20 protein-coding genes and 2 pseudogenes are annotated in these 25421 nt (G+C 70.7%); 10 read left to right on the top strand and 12 right to left on the bottom strand.

The genetic code is table 11. The annotated features are described in order from the left end of the window. Positions 1–13 precede the first annotated feature (13 nt). Positions 14–1510: a purine-cytosine permease family protein gene (locus A3IC_RS51870; protein WP_106668727.1), complete on the top strand. Its 1497-nt coding sequence runs from the start codon at positions 14–16 to the stop codon at positions 1508–1510. A gap of 130 nt (positions 1511–1640) precedes the next feature. Here the strand turns inward: A3IC_RS51870 and A3IC_RS64115 are convergent. Together A3IC_RS64115 and A3IC_RS0101250 are read right to left on the bottom strand one after the other, a co-directional pair. Beyond that, positions 1641–2052 (bottom strand): annotated as a pseudogene (locus tag A3IC_RS64115) (serine hydrolase); the annotation flags it as partial. A 13-nt stretch (positions 2053–2065) separates the two neighbouring features. Further along, positions 2066–4027, bottom strand: coding sequence for a hypothetical protein (locus tag A3IC_RS0101250; RefSeq protein WP_020548239.1), 1962 nt, complete (start codon positions 4025–4027; stop codon positions 2066–2068). A gap of 209 nt (positions 4028–4236) precedes the next feature. Between A3IC_RS0101250 and A3IC_RS0101255 the strand changes: the two genes are divergently transcribed. From A3IC_RS0101255 to A3IC_RS0101265, 3 genes are all read left to right on the top strand, one after another. Then, on the top strand, positions 4237–4866 hold the full coding sequence (locus A3IC_RS0101255; RefSeq protein ID WP_020548240.1) for a hypothetical protein: 630 nt from the start codon (positions 4237–4239) through the stop codon (positions 4864–4866). A gap of 142 nt (positions 4867–5008) precedes the next feature. Next, complete coding sequence (locus A3IC_RS0101260) at positions 5009–5638, top strand: ClpP family protease (RefSeq protein ID WP_020548241.1); 630 nt, start codon at positions 5009–5011, stop codon at positions 5636–5638. After that, complete coding sequence (locus A3IC_RS0101265) at positions 5635–6222, top strand: ClpP family protease (protein ID WP_020548242.1); 588 nt, start codon at positions 5635–5637, stop codon at positions 6220–6222. The genes A3IC_RS0101260 and A3IC_RS0101265 overlap by 4 nt, the downstream gene beginning before the upstream one ends. A gap of 63 nt (positions 6223–6285) precedes the next feature. Here A3IC_RS0101265 and A3IC_RS51875 read toward each other — a convergent pair whose 3' ends face one another. Then, positions 6286–6738 carry a helix-turn-helix domain-containing protein gene (locus A3IC_RS51875; RefSeq protein ID WP_020548243.1) on the bottom strand — a complete coding sequence of 151 codons (453 nt, stop codon included), beginning with the start codon at positions 6736–6738 and terminating at the stop codon, positions 6286–6288. 186 nt (positions 6739–6924) lie between these two features. Between A3IC_RS51875 and A3IC_RS0101275 the strand changes: the two genes are divergently transcribed. Further along, positions 6925–7893 carry a right-handed parallel beta-helix repeat-containing protein gene (locus A3IC_RS0101275; RefSeq protein ID WP_020548244.1) on the top strand — a complete coding sequence of 323 codons (969 nt, stop codon included), beginning with the start codon at positions 6925–6927 and terminating at the stop codon, positions 7891–7893. Between the two features lie 127 nt (positions 7894–8020). Here the strand turns inward: A3IC_RS0101275 and A3IC_RS0101280 are convergent, their stop codons facing one another. The 4 genes from A3IC_RS0101280 to A3IC_RS61665 are packed head-to-tail and all read right to left on the bottom strand — an operon-like array spanning position 8021 to position 12048. Continuing rightward, positions 8021–9346, bottom strand: a complete 1326-nt coding sequence (locus A3IC_RS0101280) for an ABC transporter permease (RefSeq protein WP_020548245.1) — start codon at positions 9344–9346, stop codon at positions 8021–8023. Beyond that, a complete protein-coding gene (locus A3IC_RS0101285) occupies positions 9259–10113 on the bottom strand; it encodes an ABC transporter ATP-binding protein (protein WP_020548246.1) in 855 nt (284 codons plus the stop codon). The genes A3IC_RS0101280 and A3IC_RS0101285 overlap by 88 nt, the downstream gene beginning before the upstream one ends. Beyond that, a complete protein-coding gene (locus A3IC_RS61660; RefSeq protein WP_020548247.1) occupies positions 10110–11420 on the bottom strand; it encodes a peptidoglycan-binding protein in 1311 nt (436 codons plus the stop codon). The genes A3IC_RS0101285 and A3IC_RS61660 overlap by 4 nt, the downstream gene beginning before the upstream one ends. Then, positions 11407–12048, bottom strand: a complete 642-nt coding sequence (locus A3IC_RS61665) for a hypothetical protein (protein ID WP_158695765.1) — start codon at positions 12046–12048, stop codon at positions 11407–11409. Before A3IC_RS61665 ends, A3IC_RS61660 begins: the two co-directional genes overlap by 14 nt. A 122-nt stretch (positions 12049–12170) precedes the next feature. On the opposite strand from A3IC_RS61665, the gene A3IC_RS0101300 reads away from it, so the two are divergent. Further along, positions 12171–12893, top strand: coding sequence for a response regulator transcription factor (locus A3IC_RS0101300; RefSeq protein WP_020548249.1), 723 nt, complete (start codon positions 12171–12173; stop codon positions 12891–12893). Beyond that, the gene (locus tag A3IC_RS72360; RefSeq protein WP_281174445.1) at positions 12883–14820 is read left to right on the top strand and encodes a sensor histidine kinase; all 1938 of its coding nucleotides are present in this window, start codon (positions 12883–12885) and stop codon (positions 14818–14820) included. Before A3IC_RS0101300 ends, A3IC_RS72360 begins: the two co-directional genes overlap by 11 nt. A 54-nt stretch (positions 14821–14874) precedes the next feature. Here the strand turns inward: A3IC_RS72360 and A3IC_RS0101310 are convergent, their stop codons facing one another. Further along, the gene (locus tag A3IC_RS0101310; protein ID WP_020548251.1) at positions 14875–16479 is read right to left on the bottom strand and encodes an N-acyl-D-amino-acid deacylase family protein; all 1605 of its coding nucleotides are present in this window, start codon (positions 16477–16479) and stop codon (positions 14875–14877) included. Positions 16480–16712: 233 nt separating this feature from the next. On the opposite strand from A3IC_RS0101310, the gene A3IC_RS0101315 reads away from it, so the two are divergent. Together A3IC_RS0101315 and A3IC_RS0101320 are read left to right on the top strand one after the other, a co-directional pair. Beyond that, on the top strand, positions 16713–17549 hold the full coding sequence (locus A3IC_RS0101315) for a TIGR02452 family protein (RefSeq protein WP_020548252.1): 837 nt from the start codon (positions 16713–16715) through the stop codon (positions 17547–17549). A gap of 150 nt (positions 17550–17699) precedes the next feature. Then, a complete protein-coding gene (locus tag A3IC_RS0101320; protein WP_040876003.1) occupies positions 17700–19259 on the top strand; it encodes a phytoene desaturase family protein in 1560 nt (519 codons plus the stop codon). Between the two features lie 79 nt (positions 19260–19338). Here A3IC_RS0101320 and A3IC_RS64125 read toward each other — a convergent pair. The 4 genes and pseudogenes from A3IC_RS64125 to A3IC_RS0101350 form a co-directional block, all read right to left on the bottom strand. Next, positions 19339–19814, bottom strand: a pseudogene (locus A3IC_RS64125) (trypsin-like serine protease); the annotation flags it as partial. A 194-nt stretch (positions 19815–20008) separates the two neighbouring features. Beyond that, complete coding sequence (locus tag A3IC_RS51895) at positions 20009–21094, bottom strand: cytochrome P450 (RefSeq protein ID WP_052173158.1); 1086 nt, start codon at positions 21092–21094, stop codon at positions 20009–20011. Positions 21095–21725: 631 nt separating this feature from the next. Then, entirely contained in the window at positions 21726–22574 is an 849-nt protein-coding gene (locus A3IC_RS61680; RefSeq protein WP_020548258.1) for a protein kinase family protein, read from the bottom strand. A 112-nt stretch (positions 22575–22686) separates the two neighbouring features. Further along, positions 22687–22896, bottom strand: a complete 210-nt coding sequence (locus tag A3IC_RS0101350) for a hypothetical protein (RefSeq protein WP_020548259.1) — start codon at positions 22894–22896, stop codon at positions 22687–22689. 614 nt (positions 22897–23510) lie between these two features. Between A3IC_RS0101350 and A3IC_RS51905 the strand changes: the two genes are divergently transcribed. Then, positions 23511–24809, top strand: coding sequence for an MFS transporter (locus A3IC_RS51905; protein WP_020548260.1), 1299 nt, complete (start codon positions 23511–23513; stop codon positions 24807–24809). Positions 24810–25421 lie beyond the last annotated feature (612 nt).

Consider the following 25421-nt stretch of genomic DNA (forward strand, 5'->3'; position numbering starts at 1 on the left):
TGAAGGAGGGCGCATGGCTGACCACTCAGGTGCGGTGACAGGCCGGCCGGCCGCAGGAACCGAGAACGTTCGCGGTCCGGTGCTGGAAACCCGCTCCATCGACTACGTCCCACAGTCCGAGCGGCACGGCCGCGCCTGGCATCAGGCGCCGTTCTGGTTCACCGGGCAGTTCGTGCCGACCACGATGGTCGTCGGCTTCGCAGGCCCCGTGATGGGCCTGTCGATCGGCTGGTCGATCGCGGCCACCGTGCTCGGCATCCTGTTCGGCACCTGCTTCATGGCCTTCCACGCGAACCAGGGGCCCACCATGGGCCTGCCCCAGATGATCCAGTCACGCGCCCAGTTCGGCACCCGCGGCGCACTTGTGCCGATGCTCGCCGTCATCTGCGTGTACATCGGCTTCAGCGCGTTCGGCGTGCTCCTGGCCTCCCAGGTGCTCGAATCGGTGCTGCCCGGCTCCTCCACGGTGTGGGCGGTCGTCATCGTGCTGCTGGCGGCCACCGTCGCGATCGTCGGCTACGACCTGCTGCACACGGTGCTGCGCCTGCTGCCGTACCTGGTCGTACCGGTGTTCGCGATCCTCACCGTCCTGGCGCTCCTGCACCTGGAGCCGCACCCCGTCGCCCACTCCTCCGCCTTCACCCCCGCGGCGGCACTCGCCCAGTTCGTCGCGGCGGCCGGCTACCAGCTCGGGTACGCCGTGTACGTGTCGGACTACTCCAGGTATCTGCCCGCGGACACCTCCGAACGCGGGGTCATCGGTTGGACGTACGCCGGCGCCGCGCTGTCCGCGATCTGGCTCATGGTGCTCGGCAACTTCATCGCCGGCTCGGTACCGGTGCCGGACGCGCTGGTCAACCTCCAGGACATCGGCGACACTCTCTTCGACGGCTTCGGCAAGACCGCCGTGGTCGCGGTCCTGGTTCCGAGCGCGATCGCGGTCATGGGTGTCAACCTCTACGGCGCGATGCTCTCGGGGCTGAGCATCGTCCAGGCATTCCGGCCGATCGCCCTGACCGTTCGCACCCGCATCGCGGGCATCCTCGCCGGCGCGGCGCTCGCGCTGGCCGTGGCCGAGGGCCTGCCGTCGAAGTACCTCGGCAGCTTCAACGACTTCATCACGCTGATCCTCTACGTCCTGGCGCCGTGGACCGCGGTCAACCTGATCGACTACTACTTCGTGCGCCGGGGCCACTACGCCATCACCGAGATCTTCAGCCCGAACAGCATCTACGGACGCTGGGGTTGGCGTGGCCTGCTCTCCTACGCGCTGGGCGTCGCGGCCCTGGTGCCGTTCATGGTCACCGGCTTCTACACCGGACCCATGGTCGACGCACTCGACGGCGCCGACATCGCCTTCGTCGTCGGACTCCTGGTCTCCGGCGCGGCCTACTGGCTGACCACCCGGGGGTTCGACCTCGACGCCGAGCAGCAGGCGATCGAACAAAGCAAGTTGCACCTCGACGGCACAAACGCGGTCGTCCGCTCCAGACCCCGCGTCACCGAATGACCGCGGCCGGGTCGACACCCCGCACCCACGATCCGGGGTGTCGACCCGGCACACCCGTCGAATGGCGTGCCGGCAGCGCGGCGGTGAGGACTTCGGTCGGGGCCGCGCCGCCGGGGCAAGGAGTCGGGGGTCAGCTCTGGGCGGGGAGTTCGTAGCCGTGTTCCGGGGTGGCGATCGAGGTGACCGCGCGGGCGAACACGGTGCTCGGCTCGTAACCGTCGTGCGGGATGTCGGTGTTGAGCAGGATCACCATGCCCAGCGGCGCAGGTCGTGCAGATCGGAGATCATCGCGCCGGCCGCCCAACCCCAACTCGGGTTCCAGTCGGTCGCGTCGGCGATCGCGCCGGTCGGTGTCTGGTTCGTGTATCCGTGCGCGCGCGGCTCCGGGAACTCGGCACCCTCGGGGAACAGGGTGTTGTGCAGGCGGGCCGGACCGGTGACGCGCGTTTGGATGAAGTCGGCCAACGACATCCAGCCGAGCTTCTCCAGACCAGACCGAGCAGGACGGTATTGGTGTTGGAGCGACCGGGCGGCACGCTGTTGCCCGGTGCCTGCTCAGTTCTCGGTGTCGGCCGCGTGCAGCAGGGACCGTACCTTGCCGTCGACGCCGAAGCGGTATTGCAGGGCCCACTCGCAGAACTCGCGGGTCGTGTCGTCGGGATGATCGCGCAGCGCCTCCAGCAGTTCCTCGGACAAATCCGTTCGCCCGGCACGGCGGTCCTGCGCCGTGAACGTCAGCAGGTAGGCCAGTGCCCTGGACACCGGATGGAACCGCGGGTCGACTCTGGTGGCATCGCCGGTGGAAAGTTCCCGCAGGATCACGGCGGTTCCGGCGCGGACGGTCTTGAGGTTGCCGCGGTCGCGCGCACCGAATCCGGCGCCGAAACAATCGCCGATGGCGAACAGGACGGCGTGCATCTCGGTGATTCGGGCGTCCGTCGGCCCGGTCGCCAGCTTCGCGTGCGCCTCCTTGCACGCTTGGACCAGGATCTGCGCCACAGTGTTGTCCCGGCGCTGTAGGAATCCGATGGCGAACAGCGCCCGCACCCGCAACCAGGACTGCTCCTTCTCGTGTTCGAGCACGTGTTCCAGGGCGTGCACGACGGCCCCGGTCCACCCGCCCGACAGCAGGGCGTCGACCGCCCGCCGCCGTTGCACCACGGCGTTCTGCAGGAGCAGGTGCATGAACAGGGCCTTGGTGGGTTGCAGGATGCGCTCGGGGATCTCCTGGGAGTCCAGCGAATCGGCGGCGGCGCGCACGATGCCGAACCAGGATTCGTCCTCGGGGTCGGGTGTCGGCCACGTGTTGCAGACCGGCGTCCCGGCGTCGAGGACGGATTCCAGGGTGGCCGCCGTCCAGCGCAGACCCCCCGCGGCCGCCGTATCCGCCGCCTGCGAGCGGAACCATCGTACCAGGTCCCGCAGTTCCGTCTCGACCTCGCGGACGCGTCGGGCCTGCGCGTCGTCTTGGTGACGGCGCGGATTGTGCACGAGGGTGCGTTGCCACAGGCCCAGCGCGGCGGTGCCGCGTTCCCTGATGGTCGACCCCGGATCGGTCGCCCGTGCGATCAGCAGGTCCCGCACCCAGTCCTCCTCGGGCGGTGACCACGACTGGGGTATCACGACGGCCAGTTCCAGATCCAGGGAACGTCCCGGGCACACACTCCTGCGCCGGAGTTCGTCGGCGTCCCTGAGGAGCCGGATCACCCAACCCTTGAGATGCGAGCTGGAGGTGAGGTTGTCCTCGCACAGGTGGACCAGTTGGGTGAGCACCCGCCAGTGACGAAATCCCAGCGGCGACGTGCGCAGTCCGCCGCCGATGAGGTCGCCGAGGTCGGCGTCGTACGCGTACTTGGTGAGGCTGCCCAGCAACACCAACGCGTCGATGTTGCGCGGCGTGGGAGGGGCGCCTCCGATCAACGCGAGTCGTTCGGCGATCGTGTGGATCTTCCTCTTGTACTTCTGCCGCAGTTCCGAGGACGAACGTCTGGCGTGGTCGACCGGCATGAACAGGGACAACAGCGCCGACGCCTGGACCAGCACGGCGAATTCGGTGTCCGCGTCCTCCTGCAGGATCTCCCACGTCCACCCGGCCGGAAGGTGCGCCGGCAGGCTGTCGTTCCGGGCGAGTCCGCGCAACCGGATGCCGAGCGAGTTCAGCCCGCCCAGGGATTCGGTGTCGGGGGCCAGCGCGACGATGGCCCGGTCGAGGTTGCGCAGCCAGTCGCCGGTCAGCGCCACCGGTTCCCGGCCGGTCGGCCGGTTCGGGGACGCCCCGTTCACGGTCGGGCCGCGCAGACTGCCGGTCACCTTCGCCGGGGCGCTGCCGGTCCCGCGGGCCACCGCGTTCTGCGAGATTCCGTACCGCTCCAACCGTGCCAACTGCGCGGCGAGCGCGTAACGCATCAACTGCCCCACGTCGTCGATGTCGTCGACGCGATGGCGAATACGTTCTTCGCCGGGCCGGGCGGCATCACGGTCGACGCCCTCGACGGCCGTGCGTTCTCCGGGGTTCATTCCGAAACGCTAACAGCGCCGTCAGCGCTGCGCACCACACATGTCGGCAAGCGTGCCAAGTCTGTTACCCGTTCTCACCGAACCCGTCTTGACCTGCACAAACGACTTCGCGCGGGGGCCGACACACGCTTGTCGGGGCGACACGGGGTTGCCCAGGATGAGGAACGCAGGCACAGCCTCGGCTCACCGAGACAACCCATGGAGCGAACATGCCCGAGATCTCCCCCGCCGACGCCGGCTCGCGGGTCCCGCCGGTTCTGCGAAAGCAGGTGCCGCAGGTCCCGGTAGCCCCCGATGCGCACGACCAACCGGCCGACGAAACCGCTCGGTCCGAGGCCGCCCGGACCCAATGGCTCGGCGCCCTCTACGCGTTCGGCTACATCGGTCTCGCCCGGACGGCACAGGCCGAGTTCGACCTCGACGGCGTCGCCGCCGCTCTCCCCCTGTACGCGCTGTCCGTGGCGGCGGCCGGACTGACCGACGGTCTCGGCCGCCGCCTCACCGATCGACTCGCCCGCCGCGGCCTCGCCGTCCCGCGCGCGTGCCGCGCCGTCGGCAGGCTGCTCGCCGCGTGCGTCCCGCCTGCGGCGGCCCTCCCTTGGCTCGCCCCGGATCCCCTGATCGACGTCACGACACGGCCACCGGCCCCGGTCGATGCGGCTCTCGGGTGCCGGTTGCCCGTCCCCGAACAATTGCCGAACGTCGCTCCGCCACGCAGGCACCGCCTCCTCCGGCGGCGGCCCGGGGCGTCGGTGAACCGACCCGCCGGCCCGCCTCTCCGGCGGGCGACCGCACTGCGCCGCGCTCATCCGACCCTGGGGAACGGGCCTGTGTCATAAGGGAGTTGGCAGCAGAAAGCACGCGCACAGCCGGCGGCTCACCCCCGCCCCGGACCAGGCTCCGCGGTCGATCCGCTCTGAGCGGATCCGCTCTGGGCAGATCGGCTTGGTCCGGCCGCGCGTGACAGCCCAGGGTGGAGGCATGAGCGATGACACGAAACCCCCGCTGTTCCAAGAACACACGCGGCGCGAACTGTACGGGCAGCGCGTCCTGCTCCTCGACGGCCCGTTGGACGACGACAACGGCTCGTTGCTCACCACGCAACTGCTCACTCTGGCAGCGGAGGACCCCGCCGCGGACATCGCGTTGTGGATTCACTCCCCGGGTGGTTCGGTGCCGTCGATGCTCGCGATCCGCGATGTCATGCGGCTCATCCCGTGCGACGTGTCCACCCTGGTTCTCGGCATCGCCTACAGCGCGGGCCAGTTCCTGCTCTCGTCGGGAACTCCGGGAAAGCGCCGGGCGCTACCGCACGCCCGGGTGCTCATGCACCAGGGCTCCGCCGGTATCGCCGGTACCGCCGTGGACATCGAGTTGCAGGCCAACGACCTTCGTCACACCCGCGACACGGTGCTCGGCCTGATCGCAAAGGACACCGGCCAGTCCATCGAGCGGATCTTCGAGGACTCGCTGCACGACCGTTGGTACACCGCGCAGGAGGCCCTCGACTACGGCTTCATCGATGCGATCGTCCAGGAGTTCGACGAGATCGCCCCACGCGGTGCCCGCCGTGTCGCCAAGAACGCCGGATTCCAGGGAGCCTCGCGATGAGTACCTACGCCATTCCGAACGTCATCACCCGCGACTCTCGCGGCGAACGCATCATGGACGTGTATTCGCATCTTCTCGCGGAGCGCGTGGTCTACCTCGGGACGGCCATCGACGCGGGCGTCGCCAACGCTCTCGTGGCGCAGTTGTTGTTCCTGGAGGCGGACAACCACGAACAGGACATCCAGTTCTACATCAACTGCGAGGGCGGCGACCCCAGCGCCATGCTGGCGGTGTACGACACGATGCGCTATGTGCGTTCGCAGGTCGCCACCACATGCGTGGGCCAGGCCGTCGCGGTGGGCGCGGTACTGCTCGCCGCGGGCGCGCCCGGCAAGCGCGCCGCGCTGCCCCACGCACGGGTGGTGCTGCATCAGCCCGCCGCGCAGGGACGCGGCACGATCCCGGACCTGATCCTGCAGGCGGACGAGGTGGTGCGGGTCCGCGCGGACATCGAACAGATCCTCTCCCGGCACACCGGACAAAGCACGGCCACCCTGCGTGCGGACACCGACCACGACCGGGTCTTCACCGCGGCGGCGGCGAAGGAGTACGGACTCGTCGACGTCGTGCTCGAAGAACGGTGACGCACCCCGACCGGCGCGCCACCGCCGTCTCCGCTCGAAACGCCGTTCCCGGTCGTCGTGCCGTCACGCCGCCAAGGCGAGAGCGGCCCGGCAGACCGCGGCCGAACGGCCCGTCGGACGGGCGCTCTTCAGGTTTTCGCTGACCGCGAGCGTCAGATCGACCAGGGTCACGCCCAGCGCGCCGGCCATCGCCGCGATCATCTCGCTCGACGGCTCTTTGATACCGCGCTCCACCTCGGAGAGGTACTGCGGCGAAACACCGGCGCGGCCCGCCGTCTCGACGAGTGTCTCGCCCCGTTTGTGGCGAAGCGACCGCAGATGTTCGCCGAGCACGTCCCGCCACAGCGGCTCGCGACCGGGCGCGGCCGATCGGCGTGACGCGGGCGCGGGCGCCGGTGTCCGCACGGGCGCGGGCACGGGTGTCCGCGCGGGCGCCGGCGCCGGTGCGGGCGATGCCGGTGCGGCATGCCTGTCGTCGTCGGTGCGGTGCGAAAGCGGTGGGGCGGTCTCGGCCATGCCTCATGGTAGGCCGCCCCCCGCGCGCTTTCCCCGTTGTCCGCCCCCAGCGAAATCCGACGCGGTGTTGGTCTATACCTTTGCCTGCCCATGCCGCACGCTGGATGCCGTGTGCCCGTCCGATGTCGGTGCTCGAAGGCGACTTCGGGACGGTCCGTCCCGTCACCGTCGACGGAAGGCTTCCCCATGCGCATCCGCACCCTGGCATCCGCCCTGGTGACCACCGTCGCCGCCGGGCTCGTCTGTGCCCCGTCCGCCGGGGCCGCGACCGCGTCGGTCGTACCGGTGTCGACGTCGGCGCAACTCAAGACGGCGTTGGCCGCGGCCGTACCGGGCGACACCATCCGCCTCGCCGACGGCAGCTACACGGGCAACTTCCAGGCGACCAAGGCCGGTCGCGCCGACGCGCGGATCACCCTGACCGGCTCCGCCGACGCCGTGCTGCGCACCGGCACCGGCGGCGGCTACGGCCTGTATCTCAACGGCGCCTCCTACTGGACCGTGCGCGGGATCACGCTCACCCACGCCCAGAAGGGCATCATGATCGACGCCGCCCGCGGCGTGCTGGTGGACTCCGTCACGGTGCGCGAACTCACCATGGAGGGCGTGCACTTCCGCAACTCCAGCAGCGACGGCGCAATCGTCGACTCGCACATCCTCGACACCGGCCGGGACAACCGCGGCATGGGCGAGGGTGTGTACGTCGGCACTGCCAACACGCTCTCCGACCGCAGCGACCGGGTACAGATCCTGCGCAACGTGATCGGCCCCGGGGTGCGCGGCGAGGCGGTGGACCTGAAGGAGGGCACCAGCGGTGGCCGGGTCGCGGACAACACCTTCGACGGCACGGGCCTGACCGGCAACAACTACGACGACTCGTGGGTGGACGTGAAGGGCAACGGCTACCTGATCGAGCACAACACCGGCGGGAACACCACCAACAACGGGTTCGAGGTGCACGCGCAGGCCCCGGGCTGGGGCTGTGGCACCGTCTTCCACACGAACCACGCCGACCTGACCGGCGCGACCGGCCCCGACCGGCTCGCGATCCACGCCGTCTCGTACAGCCCTGCCTGCCCGACCACGGTCACCGCCGACAACACGTTCACGGGAGGCGACGGCCTGGTCGACCCGGGCGTGCCGGTCATCCCGTGACCGCACCGCCGGTCCGATCGGGCCCGCGCACCGCCGATCCGTCAGGGACCGCGCGCCGCCGGTCCGATCGGGCCGGGGCCGCGCCTGCCGTGGCGGAGCAGGCGGCGGACCCGGCCCGAGGTGCGGCTCACGTGCCGGCCAGCGCCTGCGTCGGGGTCAGCCGGGACGCGCGGATCGAGGGGTGGACACCGGCCGTCATGCCCACCAGGATCGCGCCGCCGAAGCCCGCCCCGACCGAGGCCGGCGACACCACCGCGGGCCAGTGTTGAAACCAGGCGTAGCCGATGGTCGCGGCCACGCCCAGGACCGTGCCGGCGAGACCGCCGAGGGTGGACAGGGCGATGGACTCGGTGAGGAACTGGCCGCGGATCTGGCCGCGGTTGGCGCCCAGGGCGCGGCGCAGGCCGATCTCCTTGCGGCGCTCCAGAACCGAGATGAACATCGTGTTGGCCACCCCGATGCCGCCCACCAGGAGGGCGACGCCGGCAAGGCCCAGGAACAGCGCGGAGAACGTGCTCTCGGTCGCGCGCTTGGCGGCCAGGGCATCCGAGGGGCGGCTGACCCTGACCAGGCCGGGCAGCGCCGGGTTGACGGTTTGCGCCAGGACCGCGCGGACCGACTCGATGGCCGACTCGGCGGTGCGGACGTAGACGACGGTGGGGTGACCGTCGAAGCCCAGGCCCGTGCGCGCGGCCTCCCAACCGACCAGGACCGCACGATCGATGTCGGGGGCCAGCGGGGCCGGCGCGAGAATGCCGACGACGGTGAACCAGCGGTTGCCGATGACGACCTGAGGTGGCGCCTGCCCCGGCGTCAACGTGTCGAAGCCGAGCCGGATGCCGGCCTCGTGGCCGAGCACGACGGTCGGGAAGCGTTCGGTGACCGGGTCGAGGAAGCGCCCGGAACGGACCCTGCCGTGGATGGCGTCGAGCAGGTTGGCGCGGCTTGCCAACACCGCCAGCCCCGAGCCGTCGTTCGGGTCGACCCGGTCCGAACGACGCACCACCGCATGGGTGTTCGCGACCGCGCTGGTCAGCGTGACCGGCCCGATGCGGGCCGCCATCGCGTCGGCGGCCTCGGGCAGCAGTACCGGCGGCTTCTGATCCGGCTGCGGTTCGGCGCGCAGCGTGTCGGTGCCCAGTGCGGAGAGTTCGTTCATCAACGCCTTCTGGCTCGACGCCGGAATGCCGATGACGATGATCATCGTCGCGATACCGATCGAAATGCCGAGGGCGGACAGCGCCGCGCGCATCTTGCGCGTGCGGATTCCGAGCAGGCCGAGCCGCAGGATGTCGGCCGGGGCCAGCCGCACGGGTCGGGTCGGATCGGTCGCGGCCGCCGCTCGTGCCGAGTGCACGCGGCGGCTCACGAGCGGCCGCCGAATCCCGCGGACGGCGCGGGCGCCACCGGTGCCATCGGTACGACGGGTGCCGGGTATCCGGGCCCGTCCCAAGCCTCGACCCGCTCGGGAGTCCCGAGCCCATCGGAGCCATCGAACCCGGCGGATTCCTCGAACGCTGCGGGCGCTTCGCCCACTTCGGCCGCGGGCCGCCCGGTGTCCGTGACCAGTCGGCCGTCGCGGATCTCCACGCGGCGCGGCAACCCGGCGGCGATGTCCCGGTCGTGCGTGATGATGGCGATCGTGGCTCCCTCGGCGTTCAGCTGGTGCAACAACTCCAGGACCGCCTGCCCGTTCGCCGTGTCCAGGGCGCCGGTGGGCTCGTCGGCCAGCACGAGGGCGGGTGCGTGGACCAACGCGCGGGCGATCGCCACGCGTTGGCGCTCGCCGCCGGAGAGTTCGTGCGGCCGGTGTCCGGCGCGGCGGGCCAGGCCGACCCGGCCGAGCGCCTGCACCGCGAGCGGCAGCCGACGGCGGCGCGGGACGCCCGCGTACAGCAGTCCGGTCGCGACGTTCTCCGCGGCGGTGAGCCCGTCGGTGAGGTGGAACTGTTGGAACACGAAGCCGAGCAGGCGGCCGCGCAGTGCGGAGAGCCGCCGGTCGGACAGGGTGCCGACGTCGTGGCCCAGGATCGACACCGTCCCCGCGGTCGGAGTGTCCAACGTGCCCATCAGGTTGAGCAGGGTGGACTTGCCCGAGCCGGACGGCCCGACGATGCCCACGAGTTCGCCGGCCGCGATCGCGAGTGACACGTCGTCGAGGGCCTTGACGCCGCCCGGGTATGCCTTGCTCGCGTGTACGACCTCCAGGACCGGACTCACGACGTGGTCACCACCCGCAGGCCCGGCTCCAGGCCGCTGCCCTCGACCTCGACCATGCCCTTGACGAACAGGCCGGTCTTGACCGCGATCAGGCGCCCGGCGGGGATCTGCACGGCGTACCCGCCCTCGCGCAGCGCGACCAGCGCGCCGATCGGCACGGCCAGGACACCCTTTCGGGTTTCGGTGGCGAAGCGGACCTGAACGCCGGCCGCGTCGAGGCCTCGCACCGCGGCGGGATCGTCGAGGGTGACGGTCACGGTCATTTTCGCCCCGCCGGCGTCCGGACCCAGCGCATCCGGTCCGGTGTCCTTGCGTTCGGCGGTGCGACCGATCCCGGACACCGTGCCGCGGGTCTCGGTGTTGTCCGGGAGCACCACGGTCACGGGGGTGTCCACCGCGATCGAGCCGACCTCGGTCGCGGCAACGGGCACAGTGACCGCCTTGGCGGTCGGCGTGATGGTCATCACCGGTGCGAGCGACGCGTCGTCACCGAGTCCGGCCGACAGCGCGCCCACCCGGATCTCGCCGGACAACACGGTGACATCGCCGACCTCCAGGACACCGGTCTGCGAAGTCCCCAGGGCCTTCTGCCACTTCTTGACCGCCGCGGACAAAGCGGGAGTCCAGGTCGCCTCGCCCGTCGGTACGCCGGCGGGTTGGCCGCCGATGTCGTAGCCGAGTGCCTTGAGGTTGTCCGCGATCACCCGCACGTCGCGGCCCTGCGGGGGCTTGGCGGCGTCCTTCTTCACGGTTTCCTGCTTGGCGGTCTCCTGCTTGGCGGTCTCCTGCTTGGACGTGTCCTGCTTCGGATCGCTCTGCTTCGGGTCGGACTGCCTGGAATCCGTCTGCCCGGAATCCGTCCTGCCGTTCGTGCCGCCGCCCGCCGTGTCCCCTTCCGTCCTTCCCAGCGCACGGAACATCGGGGTCGTCCCGTAGAAGAGCGCGATCGGCCGATCGTCGAGGCGGTACAGCGGCTTCCCCCGGGTGATCGTGTCCCCGCTCTTGGGCAGCCACGTCACAATGCCCTTGCGTCCGGCCTTGAGCGGTTGTTCGGTACCGAACCCGAGCGTGCCCGGCAGGTCACGGGCATCGGACAGGTCGGTCCTGGTCACCGCGGCCGTCGCGACGCCCGCCGACTTCCTCGCGGCCCCGGTGGACCCGCCGCCACGACTGGTGGCGGCGAAGGCGGCGACCGCGCCGAGGACCAGCACCACGACGACGATCAGCGCGATCCGGCGTCCGGTCCGCGCGCGTCGCGGCTCGCGGAACTCGACGGTGCCGGCGCCCCCGTCGTCAGCGCTTGCCACCGAAGGCCTCCAGCTTGCATTCCTGTTCGATCCTTCGGTGCTGCTCGTTGGTCAACGTCGACTCGCCGGTGAAGGTCCATCCGTCGGAGGTGACCTTGACCTTCATGCCCTTCGCGTTCATGCACTTGACCCAATCGCGCATGTCGTCGTCGTACTTCGGGTTCTGCTCCGGGTCCATCTCCGGCACCATCAACGGCATCTTGATCTCGCACTCCTTGAACTCGCGCGCGTACCTCTTGGTGCGCGCGATCTCGCCCTCCACGGACCCGGACTGCCGGGTGTCGACGCCCTTGGCCGTCAGGCACGCCTGGTACGTGGCCCACATGCGCTTCTCTTCCTCCTCCGACGTGTCCAGACGGCGCTGGGGTCGGCCGGTGGTCGGCGCCTGGGACGTGTTCGCGCTCGTGGCGGGCGGCGCACCCACTTGTCCACCGGCGGTATCGGAAGCCGCCGACCGTTCCTTGGCCGCGGCGTCGGACGTGGGAAGCGAGGCGACCTGCGAGGAGGACTTCTCGGAATCGTCGCCACCGCATGCCGTCAGCACGAGCAGAGCCGCCAGCGCGACGGTGGACAAAGCGGCCGAACTGGAACGGCGGGCGGGCGAAGGCAACGGTTCGATTCGAGGCATGGCCCTGATGCTGCCGTCCGGATGTCAGGAACCTGTCAGGTCGTGGTCAGGATGGGATCGGAACCGGGACGACCTGGGCCCGATGGCGATCGGACCAGGTCACGGCACCTAGCATCGACGTCATGTGCGCGCACGTTTTGGTGGCCGAGGACGACGAGAAGCAGGCCCGATTGGTCCGCCTGTACCTGGAGCGCGAGGGTCACGTGGTCACCGTCGTGCACGACGGACGGGACGCGATCGACACGGCCCGCACCAAGCGACCCGACATCCTGGTCCTGGACGTGATGATGCCGCGCGTCGACGGCCTGGATGTCACGCGCGTCCTGCGCCGCGAGAGCGAACTGCCGATTCTGATGCTCACCGCCCGCTCGACCGAGGACGACCTGCTGCTCGGCCTGGACCTGGGCGCGGACGACTACCTGACCAAGCCGTACAGCCCGCGCGAACTGATGGCTCGCGTGCGCACGCTGCTGCGCCGAAGCGGGCGACCGGCGGGTCCGCCCGACCCGGTCCTGCGAGTCGGCCGGCTCTCGGTGGATCCGGTACGACACGAGGTGGCCGTCGCCGGGCGCCGGGTGGACTGTACGCCCGGCGAATTCCGCATCCTGGAGGCCCTGGTCACCGAGCCGGGGCGGGTGTACACGCGGCAACAACTGCTCGAACAGGCGCACGGATTCGACCGGTATGTGACCACCCGGACGGTCGACGTGCACATCATGAACCTGCGCCGGAAGATCGAGGCCGACCCGCGGCGCCCGGCGTATCTGGTGACCGTGTTCGGCGTCGGCTACAAGATCGGCGAGCCGGGCCCGGACGCCCGTGGGGAGCGCGACGGTGGCGCGTAGGGTCCCGCTGCACCGAAGTCTGCTCGTCCGGCTGCTCGCCTCCTCGGTCCTGGTCGCGGCGTGCGCGGTGGCGGCCACCGCATGGCTGGCCGCGCAGACCACCGAGGGGGCCATCCGCGACGGGCAGAGCCGGGTGCTGGCCGACGACACCCGGATCTACCGCACGTTGTCGAGCTACGCGGCGACCCATCCGCAGTGGACCGGCATCGAACCGATCCTGCGCGAGTTGTCCCGGGACACCGGCCGACGGATCGCGCTGACCACCCGCGAGGGCGCGCCGATCGCGGACTCGGACGCGGGGCCGGCGTCGCCGCCGCCGTTCAGCCGCCCGTCGGCCGTCGTCGACCCGCTCGCGGTCGACGCGACCCTGGTGCCCACCACCGGATCCGACCGCATCGATCCCGAGGCGGTGGGGCCGTTCCGGCTCACGGACGCCGAGCGGGCCCAATCGCGCCGGGACGCCGACGCGGCGGTGCAGTGCCTGCGTACGGCGGGCCGCTCCGGTGACATCACGCAGCAGCCGAACGGGCGCTCGGTCGTCACGATCGTGGGCGGACCCACCGGGGCCGGCGAATCCGCCGGCCCCGGCGTGAACGCGACCGTGCCGGGTCCGATGGCCGATCCCGACGGCACCCCGGGCCCGCGCCCGCGGGCATCGCGCAGCCCGAGCGTGGTGTCCGAGGCATCCACCGCACGCCCCGGCACCGACGACGGCCGGACCTCGAACAGCGCGATCGCCGCGTCGTGCGGCCTCGCGCGACCCAACGCGCCGACCGCGACCGAGCAGAAGGCGCTGGACGAGCTCAACGCCCTGTTCGCGGCCTGCCTGACCCGCAAGCGCATCGCGCCGCTCACTCTCGGGCTCGACCTGACCTGGGACAAGGACGCCTCGCCCGTCGTCGCCCGGGACGTCGCCGCGTGCGTGGACACCGCCCGCCGCGAGCAGCTCACCCCGTACGTCGTGCCCGCGACGCTGTTGTTCGTGGGCGACCACGACGGCTCCACGGCCCCGGTGTTCGACCTGAGCCGAGCCGACACCGTACGCATAGCCGGCGTCGCCGCGCTGATCCTGCTCCTCACCGCGGCGGTCACCGGCCTGGTCGCGGCCCGGCTGATCCGGCCGCTGACCGCACTCACCGACGCGGCCCTGCGGATGCGCGACGGCGACGACGCGACGCGGGTGGACCTGCCCGCGAACCACGAGATCGGCCGGCTCGCCGAGGCGTTCAACGACATGTCCGAGCACCGGCTGCGCATGGAGGAGCAGCGCAAGGAGATGGTCGGCGACGTGGCGCACGAGTTGCGCACCCCGCTGAGCAACATCCGCGGTTGGCTGGAGGCGGTCGAGGACGGGGTCGCGGTGCCGGACCGGGCGTTGACGTCCTCGCTGCTGGAGGAGGCGCTACTGCTCCAACACGTGATCGACGATCTCCAGGACCTCGCCGAGGCCGACGCGGGTCGGCTCGGCCTGCGGATGGAATCGGTGGCGCCGCACGAGGTCGCGGAACAGGTCGTGGCGGCGCACCTGGCCGGGGCCGCGGCGCAGGGTGTGGCGCTGGTGGTGCGGGGCGACTCGGACCTGCGGGTGTCGGCCGATCCGGTGCGGCTGCGCCAGATGGTGGGCAATCTGGTGTCCAACGCGGTGCGGCACACGTCGGAGGGCGGGAGCGTGACCGTGTACGCCCATCAGGATGGGCCGGAGGTCGTGTTCGAGGTGACCGACACCGGAATCGGCATCGCGGCGGCGGACCTGCCGCACGTCTTCGACCGGTTCTGGCGCGCGGACAAGTCCCGCAACCGCCGCACCGGCGGCAGTGGGCTCGGTCTGGCGATCGTCCACCGCCTCGCCCGGGCCCACGGCGGCTCGGTCACGGTGCGAAGCACCCCCGGCGTGGGTTCGGTGTTCGCCATCCGCCTGCCGGCCTGAGCGGCCCCGGCGCGCATCGGTGCCGCCGGGGTCGCTTTCGGGCCACGCCGTTCGTCAGGACACGTCGCGGCGCAGGGCCCGGCCGGCCAGGGCGCCCGTGGGCCGACCGTCGCGCAGCGCGGCGGTCCCGTTCACCAGGACGTGCCGCATGCCGCGTGCGTAGCTCGCCGGGTTCGCGTAGGTCGCCGTGTCCACGATGTCGTCGGGCGCGAAGATCGCCACGTCGGCGTGCGCGCCGACCCGCAGTACGCCTCGATCGCGCAGTCGCAGATTGGTCGCCGGCAGGCCGGTCATCCGGCGGACCGCCTCCTCCGGCGACACGATGCGCTCGTCGCGCGCGTAGCGGCCCAGCACCCGGGCGAAGGTGCCGTAGGCGCGGGGGTGCACCGGATGGTCGGCGAAGCGTTCGTCGACCGCCGGGGCGTCCGAGTCCGAGCCCACCGACACCCAGTCGCGGGCGAAGGCGAGTCGGATGTTGTCCTCGTTCCCGACGAAGTACGCCGCGTCGGCGTGCGGTGCCGCGAGCACGATGTCCAGCATCGTGGTGATCGGGTCGGCGTCGCCTCGGGCCTTGGCGATGTCCGCGATCGTGGATCCGGTGGGGACGCCGATGTCCGGGTGATTCGACAGGATCACGATGCCCTCGGCGCCGCCGCTCATCCGCCACAGGCTCTCCCAGTCGCCGCCGTCGCGCACCGCGTCGAGGATCTGCGCCCGGCTCCGCGGGTCGCCGAGGCGCTGCCGGAGCTGCGCCGGGCCACCGAGGTGGAAGGGCGGAGGGATGGCGGCCGACAACAATGTGCTGCCGGCCGTGTAGGGGTAGATGTCGGCGGTCACCTCGACCCCCGCGGCGCGGGCGGCCTCGATCCGATCCAGGACGGCGGGCATCTTGTGCCAGTTGTCGCGGCCGGCGGTCTTCAGGTGGTAGATCTCGGCGCGGGAGCCGGAGGCCCGGGCGATCTCCAGGAGTTCGTCGACGCCCTCCAGGAGCCGGTCGCCCTCGTTGCGCAGGTGCGAGATGTACAGCGCGTCGTACCGTGCCAACACACGGGCATAGGCGATGAGTTCGTCGGTGTCGGCGTAGGTGCCGGGAGGGTAGATCAGCGCGGACCCGACACCGAGGGCCCCGTCCGCCAGCTCCTGTTCGAGCAGCGCGCAGGCGCGGGCGAGGTCGTCGGCGTCCAGCGGGCGGTCGTCGAGCCCGGCGACGGACATCCGGAGGTTGTCCGCTCCGACGAAGCTGGCCACGTTCTGGCCGACGCCCTGGGCTTCGAGCTGCTCCAGGAAGTCGCGCAGTCGCGGCCAGGAGCGACGGGTCCCCTCGGCCGACGGGCCGAGCTCGATCATCCCGTCGGTCATCGCGCCGGTCACCGGGCCGAGCGAGACGCCTTCGCCGAAGATCTGGGTGGTGACCCCCTGATGGAGATCGGACAGGCCGCGGGGATCCTGCTGAAGTGTGAAGTAGGCGTGGCTCAGCACGTTGACGAAGCCCGGGCAGACCACGCAGCCCCGGGCGTCGATCTCGTCACGGCCCCGGACATCGCCGACGTCCCCGACCGCGACCACACGTCCGGCGTCGATCGCCAGATCGCCGTCGAATGCGGGCGATCCGCTCCCGTCGACGAGGGAACCTTCGCGGACAACGAGATCGACCTGCATACGGAGCCTCTTCGAGTACGAGTGAGCCGACGTGCCTGGCGCCCCTCAGTATCACCGCGAGCGCGCCGGTGGATCATGGGCTCCGGCACGAGCGACACCTCGAAGATGTGTGCGTCCGCACGAAGACTGCCACGCAACACCCGACTCCCGAGGGCGGTGCGCGCCGGCGCGCACCCGCTCCGACGCGAATATGCGATTGAGCATCGGGCGGGCCGCCCCTAGCGTACGGGCGGGTGAGCAGCACATTGCGAGAGATCGCGGAGGCCAACGCGCGCATCGTCGCCGCGGGCGCGTACGCGACGCCCGAGGGCACCGTCGTGGTGGCGCCCGCGCTTCGTTCGGCGATCTCCGGCACGGTGAGCCATCCGCCGGACGAGCCCGGCGAACCGCGTCGTACCGATCCCGGGCCCACGACGTCGTTCGAGGTGACCGTCGAGAACAGCCTCCAGGCCGCGCGGCGCCTGGTCTCGACGGGTGTCGGACCGGTCGCGGTCCTGAACTTCGCGTCGGCGCGCACCCCGGGAGGGGGCTACCTGCGCGGGGCCCGTGCCCAGGAGGAGGATCTCTGCCGCAACACCCTGCTGTTTCCCTGCCTCCAGGCCGCCCCCGACTACTACGCGGCCCATCGCGCCGGCTCCGACCTGCTCTACAGCGACCGGGTCCTGTGGTCCCCCGACGTCCCCGTGCACCGCGACGAGTGGGGGCGACTGCTCGGCGACCCGTATCGGGTGTCCTTCCTCACCTGCGCCGCGCCCAATGCCGGCGAGATCCTGCGCCGTGACCCCGGCGCGCACGACCGTATCCGGGACGTGCTGTACCGGCGCGCCGAGCGGGTGTCGACGGTGGCCCACCGGCACGGCGCGCGGCAGTTGGTGCTGGGCGCTTGGGGGTGCGGAGTGTTCGGCAACGACCCGCGCGTCGTCGCCGCGGCGTTTCATGCTCATCTCGCCGCGGACGGCTCGTTGTCCACCGCCTTCGACCGGGTGGTCTTCGCGGTCCCGGATCGCTCACCCGACTCGATCAACCGGGCCGCGTTCACCGAACGATTCGCGCCGAGAACGCCGAGGTGAACCGGCGCCGGCTCCGCGAGTCGGGGTGAACGCGGTCGTGGACGCCGGAGCCGGGGCGATTCCTCGGGCCGGCGAGCCGGGTGTGTGCCTACGCTGCCTAGTGCGTGATTGCCCGGTGGCCCGAGATCGCTGATTCCGGAGGCGAATGTGGTGCGTGACGGTGGGAGATTCGACGTCGTCGTGGTCGGAGGCGGACACAACGGCCTCGTCGCGGCCGCGTATCTGGCGCAGGCGGGTCGATCGGTCCTCGTACTGGAACGGCTCGACGACGTGGGCGGCGCGGCGGTGTCGTGCCGGCCGTTCCCCGGGGTCGACGTGCGGCTGTCCCGCTACTCGTACCTCGTCAGCCTGCTGCCGCGCAAGATCGTCGACGATCTGCGGCTGCCCATCGAATTGCGCCGGCGCCGAGTCGGGTCGTACACCCCGCTCGGTGCCGGCGGCTTCCTCGTCGACGCCGCGGACCGCGCAGGCACCCGCGCCGAGTTGACCCGCTTCGCGGGCTCGCAGGAGGCCGACGCGTGGGAGCGGTTCGGCGCGGCCACGGCACGACTGGCCGGTCGGGTATTTCCCACCCTCACCGAACCGCTGCGTTCCGCGGCCGAGTTCCGCCGGCTGGTGGACGACGAACGCATCTGGGACGCGGTGTTCGGGCAGCCCCTGTCGCACCTGATCGAGGCGGAGTTCGCCGACGACACGGTGCGCGGCGTGGTGGCCACGGACGCGCTGATCGGCACGTTCGCCCCGATGGACGACCCCGCGCTGCGGCAGAACCGCTGCTTCCTCTATCACGTCGTCGGCGGCGGAACGGGCGACTGGGACGTGCCGGTGGGCGGCATGGGCGCCGTCACCGCGGCCCTTGCCGACGCGGCCCGCGCGGCGGGGGCGCAGCTGCGTACCGGGGCGGCGGTCGGCTCGCTGGATCCCGACGGTGAGGTGCGGTACGCCCTCGGCGATCGGGAGTATCGGGTGACGGGTGGACACGTGCTTGCCGCCGTCGCGCCCGACACGCTGAACCGGCTCCTGGGTGAGCCCGGCGACGGGCCCGTGCCGGAGGGGTCGCAGCTCAAGGTCAACATGGTTCTCGCCCGACTGCCGCGCCTGCGCGACCCGCTCGCGGATCCGCGGCGGGCCTTCGCGGGCACGTTCCATGTCAACGAGGGCTACGCTCAGCTCGCGGCGGCCTACGAGCGCGCCGCGAGCGGGGAGATGCCGACGCTGCCTCCGGGCGAGATGTACTGCCATACGCTGACCGACCCCTCCATCCTCGGTCCGCAGGAACGGGCCGCCGGTATGCATACGTTGACGCTGTTCGGCCTGCACATGCCCGCGCGCCTGTTCGCCGGGGACAACGACGGCGCTCGGGCGCGGGCGCTGCGCGCGATGCTCGACTCCGTCGACGGCGTGCTTGCCGAGCCGATCGAGGACTGCCTGTTGCGCGACGGCGAGGGCAACCCGTGCCTGGAGGTGCGCACACCCCTGGACCTGGAGCACGAACTCGGGCTGCCCGCCGGGCACATCTTCCATCGGGACCTTTCCTGGCCCTACGCGCAGGACGCCGGGACACACGGCACGTGGGGTGTCGAGACGGCCCACGATCGCATCCTGTTGTGCGGGGCCGGCGCGCGACGCGGCGGGGGCGTGAGCGGTATCCCCGGGCACAACGCGGCGATGGCGATCCTGCGGGGCGGCCCGGCAGGGCGGGTGCGTTGACGGCCGGCACGTGAGCGGGCCGTGGCCGGCGGTACCGGTGGGCCGTCCCGCGTCGGGCGGGCGGAGAACCGTACATCCTGGTGGAGGCAACGCCGACCTGCACGCCGTTCGCCATCATCGGACCACCCGAGTCGCCGCCGGCGGTGATCCCGTTACCGCGCTGCGCGCAGATCGCCGAACCGTTGTACGCGTCACGGCAACCGCCGGTCACGGTCACGTTGGCGACCTTCAGGAACTGCGACCGGCAGTTGATCTCCTGGTCGAGGCTGCCGATGCGGAACGTCAACTGCCCCCGCTGACACAGTGTTTCGCGGTGAGGATCCAGGTGGGCGCGATGATGGTCGAGGTACACGTCTGCCTGCCGGCGGAGAACAGGCGGGCGGCCCAGGGGGCGTTCTGCGTGTATCCGCCCCCGATGATCGGCTGCGGGCCGCCGGCCGACGGGCTCTCGGCGGAAACCGCGGACGTGGCGGGAGAGGCGGTGGCCGTGGCACCGAGGGTGAGCACCATGAGCAATGCGGCCAAGAGAGTGGGGACTGTCCTGGCTATTCGCAAAGTTCCTCGTTTCCGAAGACACGCGGTATCTCGCGTGTGGTGTCCAGGGGGCTACCAGGATCCCCAAAGCCGCCGGTCACGGGTAATGGCAATCTTCCATACCGTCGGTGTTATGCCTCCGACCCGAATGGCCGTACCGCGCCCGGACGGTGTGGGCGGACGACCCGGATCGGGACGCTTCGGGTCGTCCTCGTTCACCTCCCCGAGGCGAGGAACTCACCCCGTGGCGGACCGGTTCGAGTCATCCGTACGCGTGTGACGCCGAGCAGACCGGCGAGGGGCACCTTGGCGGTGGTCTGGCGTGGGCTCACCGTGAGGCCCTGGAAACGGATGCGATCGAGGAGGTGTTCGGCCAGCGGCATGATCAGGTGTCGGCCGCGGCAGCGGTCGGAGGCGTGGCCGAACGGGAAGTATCCCGCGTGGTTGTCGGCGTCCAGGTCGGTCCAGCGTTGCGGACGGAAGTCGTCCGGGTCGACCCACAGTTCGGGGTCGCGGTGGCTGAGCAGCGGCAACAGCAGCACGTCGTCGTCCGGACCGATCCGGGGGTCCAGGGCCGGGAACTCGGGAGAGGCCACGCGCAGGATGTTCCACGACGGGGGCAGCAGGCGCAGCGACTCCAGCACGATGTGCCGGTTCGACACGTCGGCGTCGAAGGGCGAGCCGAGCCAGAGCGCGTTGGTCACCAGCGCCGACACACCCAGGCACACCGGGGCCGCGACCCGTCGGTACAGGCCCAGCGCATGATGCCGGTCGTCCGGGTCCGAGGCTGCCGTGGCGGTCAGCGCCGCGAGCCGCGACATGGGCGCTTCCGGGTCGGGCGTGCCGGGCAGCGCGGCACTCGTTCGGACCGCGACCCGAGCCAGTACGGGCATCGCCTCGAGTCGACGATCGGTGAGCACGCGCAACCGCAAAGGATCGGGACGAAAAAGCAGATCACGAAGATAGCCATGGCCCACGTGCGGCCAGTCTCCGGAAAGATCCACGGAATCGGGAACCGGCCCCTGCAAAGCAGCCCGGACATCCCGCGAGAGCGCCTGCAGCACGTCGGCCGCCTCCGCACGGGCAATGGATCTTCCGTACAGCGGCTTGAAAGTCGGCCGCTCGAATTCATGGGCGGACCTGCTCCCGAGAAGTTTCTCGATCAGGTCCGGATCGGCGACTCCGACGGTGTCGGCGTCCACCCGAAAGAACTTCACCCCGCGCTGTTCCCGAAGAAGTTCTTCGATCTTCGGCGCAAAAACCGTGGCCCGGGCACGCCCGACCGTATCGGAACGACTCATCGGTGCTCTCCACATGGCGCAGGTCTCGCGCCCGGTGCCGCCGACGTACGGCTGCACCGGACGCGAGCCCGGGCGGCGAACCGATGCTTCGCCGGGCCGAGGTGGCGCTACCGCAGGAGTATCCATCGTGCGGCGGCGGCAGGCACGGCCCGCGTCGGTTCGATGATCAACCGGTTCTCAGGATGTGCGGATCAGCTGTACCAGATGAACCAGGTGGCGGACTTCAGGGACTTCTCGGTCCTGAACCTCTTGGAGAAAGAGTTGACGATCTTGATCACGACAACCTCCAGGTGACTGTGAACCGGCCGAGTCGCGCATGACTCGGGCGGCCGGGGCGATAAACCATCGCTACAGAATCCGACTTTCCGATTCTCGTCGCCTGGAAAGTGAATCCCCGAGACTAAAGGCAAGTCAATGTGACGTGGATCACAGATCGAAAACGCCTCCATAACAAGCCGCTCATTTCCGGCCGGCGCTTATCCAAGCATACTCACACACTGTTCACACAAATCGCGGAAAACAGTTGTTTGTCGATCTTGCCGGCCATGCCGACGAGCGGGACGGCCGGCGACTCCCGACGCGGGCGTGAACATGCGTTTTCAGCCGGCGACAATTTCCACGGCACACGACGTCACCCGCACGCTCCGCCCGTCGGTCGGTGGCGCGTGGGGTTCCTGGACCGATGTGCCGGGTTCCGGGTGGTGGTGGTCTCGATCAGGGCCTCGAGTTCGGGGTCGGCCCATGGGCGGTGGTCGGTCAGCGCGGCACGGTGTCGGCCGGTGGCGATGTCCCCGAGGATGTCCCCGGCGGTGACACCGGGACCGAGCAGACGGGTGGTGGCGGGCGCGTGGCCGGTCCAGGCCCAGCGCAGCGATGCGCCCATGCTGTAGATCTCGGCGGCTTCGGTGAGCGTGACGGCGGCATCGGGTTTGCCGTCCAGGAGTTCACGGGCGATCTCGGGTGCGGTGGACTGGTCCATGCCGCCTCGGTAGGGGCTGGGCAGCGGCAGGTCGGGGTGGTGGGCGAGGTCGTGGTCGATGAACTCGACCGTGTTGCCCGGGGTGATCAGGATGTTGGCGGGTTGGATGTCGCCGTGCCGCCACCCGGCTGCGTGGAAAGCGGCGAGCAGGTTGAACGCCCGATGGGCGATTCGCCGCAGGCTCACCCGGGTGCCGGGCGTGCAGGTGCGGCGGGCGGCGACGCACCAGTCCCACAAGGTGGTGCCCGGTCGCCAGGCGATCGCGACCCACGCACCGTCGCCCAGGCGTCCGCTCGCGGCCCCCGCCGGATGCAGATGCCGGTCGTGCAGGAGGGTGACGGCACGGGCCTCGTGCAACAGTGCTGCGACATCGGCGGGTTCGGACGCGGTCCTGATCTTCCAGTGCCGGGTGCGCCAGGCGGCGGTGTGGTCCGAGGTCAGCGGGCGCGGCGCCTCGGCAACGCCCAGACTCTCCAGCGCGGCGGCGAGCAGCGGGTCCATCGTCACCTCCGCACGGGCCGCACGGGCCGTCGGCGCGACGGCCGGACGAGGCGGAACGCCGCCGGGCGGTGGCGTGGTCGCGCCCGGCGGCGACCCGCACGGCGTGCGGACGTCAGTCGTCCTTCTTCCACCGGCCGGCTTCCTGGGTACCGGTGTACTCGCCGATCGCGGCGCCGCCGCCCGCATGGATCAGCGGTGTGCCGTCGGCGGTGACGTTGAGGCCGAGGGCGTCGTCGAAGTGGTGCTCGGGCAGTGCCGGGCGAGATACCCCGGCAGGATCTGGAGCAGGGGCCCTGCGGGTGAGGATCAGCGGTCGAACCATGGGATTCCTCCTGTCCGTTCGATGCGGGCGCCGCGGCTGGGACATGCCGTACCTCCGAGTGAACCCCGCCTCGCCACGCCTGAACAGCCCCTGCCCGCACCCGGATCGCGCATGCGCCGACCTCCGATCCCAGCCGATGCCCGGCGCGGCGAGCCGGCCGCGGGATCGCCCGATACGGAGGGGGCGGGTGGTGCGGGGGCGGCGCCCGCCCGCAGGCACCGCATACGCCCGAAAGCCCGTACCGCGCGCACCTGAAGCCCGTTCCGCACACGCGCCCGAAGCGCGTTCCGCGCGCCCGATGCCGTTTCCCACCAGCCCGAAAGCCTGTTTCGCGCGCGGTCTTCGTGGCATAGGATCCGGCCGCAGGTGGTGCGGAGGGAGTCGAGACATGCCCGGTCGTCCGAGCGCGCGTTGACGTCGTAGGCCGTGATCGGCCCGTCATCGCGTGCTGCCCCGAGGTATGTCCTCGACGTGCGGCACAGCGAGCCCTCCCCGCCCGAACCGGCGGCGCGCTTGCGCGCCCCCGGGCGCGGGTCTCGTCTTCGGCAACCCGAGGGGTCCCGGTGCCACCCGCATCCTCCGCGACATCCGCCACGTGCGATTCGAACCGTCCGGTGCCGCCGAGCCTGTGGCGCGACGGCGACTTCCGCAGACTCTGGGGCGGCCAAACGGCCTCCCAACTCGGCGAACACGCGAGCCTGGTGATCCTGCCGCTGATCGCTGTGCTGACGCTCGACGCGGACGCCGGGCAGTTGGGCGCCCTGCGCGCGGTTGGGCAGGCACCGATCCTGCTGTTGTCGCTCTTCGTCGGGGCGTGGGTGGACGGGTGGCATACCCGTACGGTCATGGTGTCGGCCGACCTGGGTCGGGCCCTGGCACTGGGTGCGGTCGCGGTGCTCGGCCTGCTCGGCGGGCTCGGGCTGCCCACGCTGTTCGTCGCCGCCTTCACCGTCGGCGCGCTGTCGGTGTTCTTCGACGTGGCCTATCAGACGTCCGCGGTCCGGCTTGTGCGGCGCGATCGGTGGGTACAGGGCAACAGCGCGCTGGAGGGCAGTCGTTCGGCGGCGCAGATCGGCGGTCCCGCGCTCGGTGGCATGTCGGTGTCCGTGTTGTCGGCGCCGATCGCGGCGGTGGGCGGCGCTCTGTTCTTCGCCCTGTCGTTCCTGTCGATCACGCGTATACGCCGCCCCGAATCGCTCCCGGAGCGCACCGAGGGTGCGCCGGGAGTCCGGCGGCGGATCCTGGAAGGGCTGCGTTTCGTCACGCACGATCCCACGCTGCGGGCCATCGGCCTCGCCTCGGCCGTCTTCCAGTTCTCCTTCGCCGCCTTCACGACCGGCTATCTGCTCTTCCTGCCGCGCGAGTTGCACCTGTCGGGTGCCGTCGTCGGGCTGACGCTCGCGGCGACGGGTCCGGGCGCGCTCCTGGGTTCGTTGGCGGCCGCCCGGCTGCCGGCCGGATTCGGATACGGCCCGGTACTCGTGACCGCGGCGGTCGTCGGCGACGGCGTGTTGCTGTGCGTGCCGGTGCTGCACGGTTCCGCCGCGGTGACGATCCCCGTACTCCTGGCGGTCAACGTCGTGTTCGGGGCCTTCGGGCAGTTGGTGAACGTCACGATCATGGCCGTTCGGCAGGCCGTCACGCCGGATCGTATGCAGGGTCGGGTGGCCGCGACGATCACGTTCGTCGGCATGGGTTCGACCCCGCTCGGCTCGCTGCTCGGTGGTGTTCTCGCGACCACGTGGGGGCTGCGCGCCGGCCTCCTGCTGACGGCCGTGGCTCTGCTGGGCTCCCCGATATCGATCGCGTTGTCCCCACTCGCCCGCCTGGGTCGGGTGTTGCCGGCCACCCGCGCCGACACTCACGGGTCGGCCTGCCGCGCCGACGGGGCGGCCCGATCCGCGCACCCGTGACGTCGCCGGCCGTTCCCTGGAAATAGCCGTCGAAACCAACTTGGCAAATGCCGGCACAAAACTTGTTTTACCTCGGGGTAAACGGAATACGATCTTCGGGTTATATGATCACGAGCCGATAAATGATCTCTCCGAGGGGTCCGCTCGACGGTCTAGCCAAGCCGCGACGACTGCTATAGAGTCTTGCTCGGTCATCAGCCCGCGTAGACTCGCGTGCATAGATTTGATGACACGTCAATGAAGTGAAATAACCGTTCCATAGCATTCCGACGGGCCCGAGGTTCCTCCTCCTGTCGATGTCGACTGACCGGATGGATTGGAATCGGATCCCGCCGCCTGTTCCGGTGACGTAGCCGTCGACAAAAAGTGAACAGGGAACGAACAGAGAACATGGCGTGGATGTGACCCGACCACTTTTCGCCGTCCGACTCCTGCTGTGGAGATCTTTTCGATTCAGGCGGCACAGGGTGGCGAATCTCTGAGAAGCATCTGTCGTGAAGCTCCGGGTGGGGCCGCTCCCGACCGCACCCGAGCTGTTCTGTCGCCGCCCCGTGAGTGGCCCACGGAACGACGCGGAATTTCGCCGGATGATCAGTCCTGCGTGAGTACTGG

It is taken from the genome of Embleya scabrispora DSM 41855, from assembly GCF_000372745.1.
Lineage (GTDB): Bacteria > Actinomycetota > Actinomycetes > Streptomycetales > Streptomycetaceae > Embleya > Embleya scabrispora.

Bases quoted from the DNA above. Each gene is read 5' to 3' on its own strand.
- A3IC_RS0101260 (WP_020548241.1), top strand. From the start codon at position 5,009: ATGAGCGATGACACGAAACCCCCGCTGTTCCAAGAACACACGCGGCGC.
- A3IC_RS0101255 (WP_020548240.1), top strand. From the start codon at position 4,237: ATGCCCGAGATCTCCCCCGCCGACGCCGGCTCGCGGGTCCCGCCGGTT.
- A3IC_RS0101350 (WP_020548259.1), bottom strand. From the start codon at position 22,896: ATGGTTCGACCGCTGATCCTCACCCGCAGGGCCCCTGCTCCAGATCCT.
- A3IC_RS0101250 (WP_020548239.1), bottom strand. From the start codon at position 4,027: ATGAACCCCGGAGAACGCACGGCCGTCGAGGGCGTCGACCGTGATGCC.
- A3IC_RS51895 (WP_052173158.1), bottom strand. From the start codon at position 21,094: ATGAGTCGTTCCGATACGGTCGGGCGTGCCCGGGCCACGGTTTTTGCG.
- A3IC_RS51875 (WP_020548243.1), bottom strand. From the start codon at position 6,738: ATGGCCGAGACCGCCCCACCGCTTTCGCACCGCACCGACGACGACAGG.
- A3IC_RS61665 (WP_158695765.1), bottom strand. From the start codon at position 12,048: ATGCCTCGAATCGAACCGTTGCCTTCGCCCGCCCGCCGTTCCAGTTCG.
- A3IC_RS0101275 (WP_020548244.1), top strand. From the start codon at position 6,925: ATGCGCATCCGCACCCTGGCATCCGCCCTGGTGACCACCGTCGCCGCC.
- A3IC_RS0101265 (WP_020548242.1), top strand. From the start codon at position 5,635: ATGAGTACCTACGCCATTCCGAACGTCATCACCCGCGACTCTCGCGGC.
- A3IC_RS61680 (WP_020548258.1), bottom strand. From the start codon at position 22,574: ATGGACCCGCTGCTCGCCGCCGCGCTGGAGAGTCTGGGCGTTGCCGAG.
- A3IC_RS0101300 (WP_020548249.1), top strand. From the start codon at position 12,171: ATGTGCGCGCACGTTTTGGTGGCCGAGGACGACGAGAAGCAGGCCCGA.
- A3IC_RS51870 (WP_106668727.1), top strand. From the start codon at position 14: ATGGCTGACCACTCAGGTGCGGTGACAGGCCGGCCGGCCGCAGGAACC.
- A3IC_RS0101310 (WP_020548251.1), bottom strand. From the start codon at position 16,479: ATGCAGGTCGATCTCGTTGTCCGCGAAGGTTCCCTCGTCGACGGGAGC.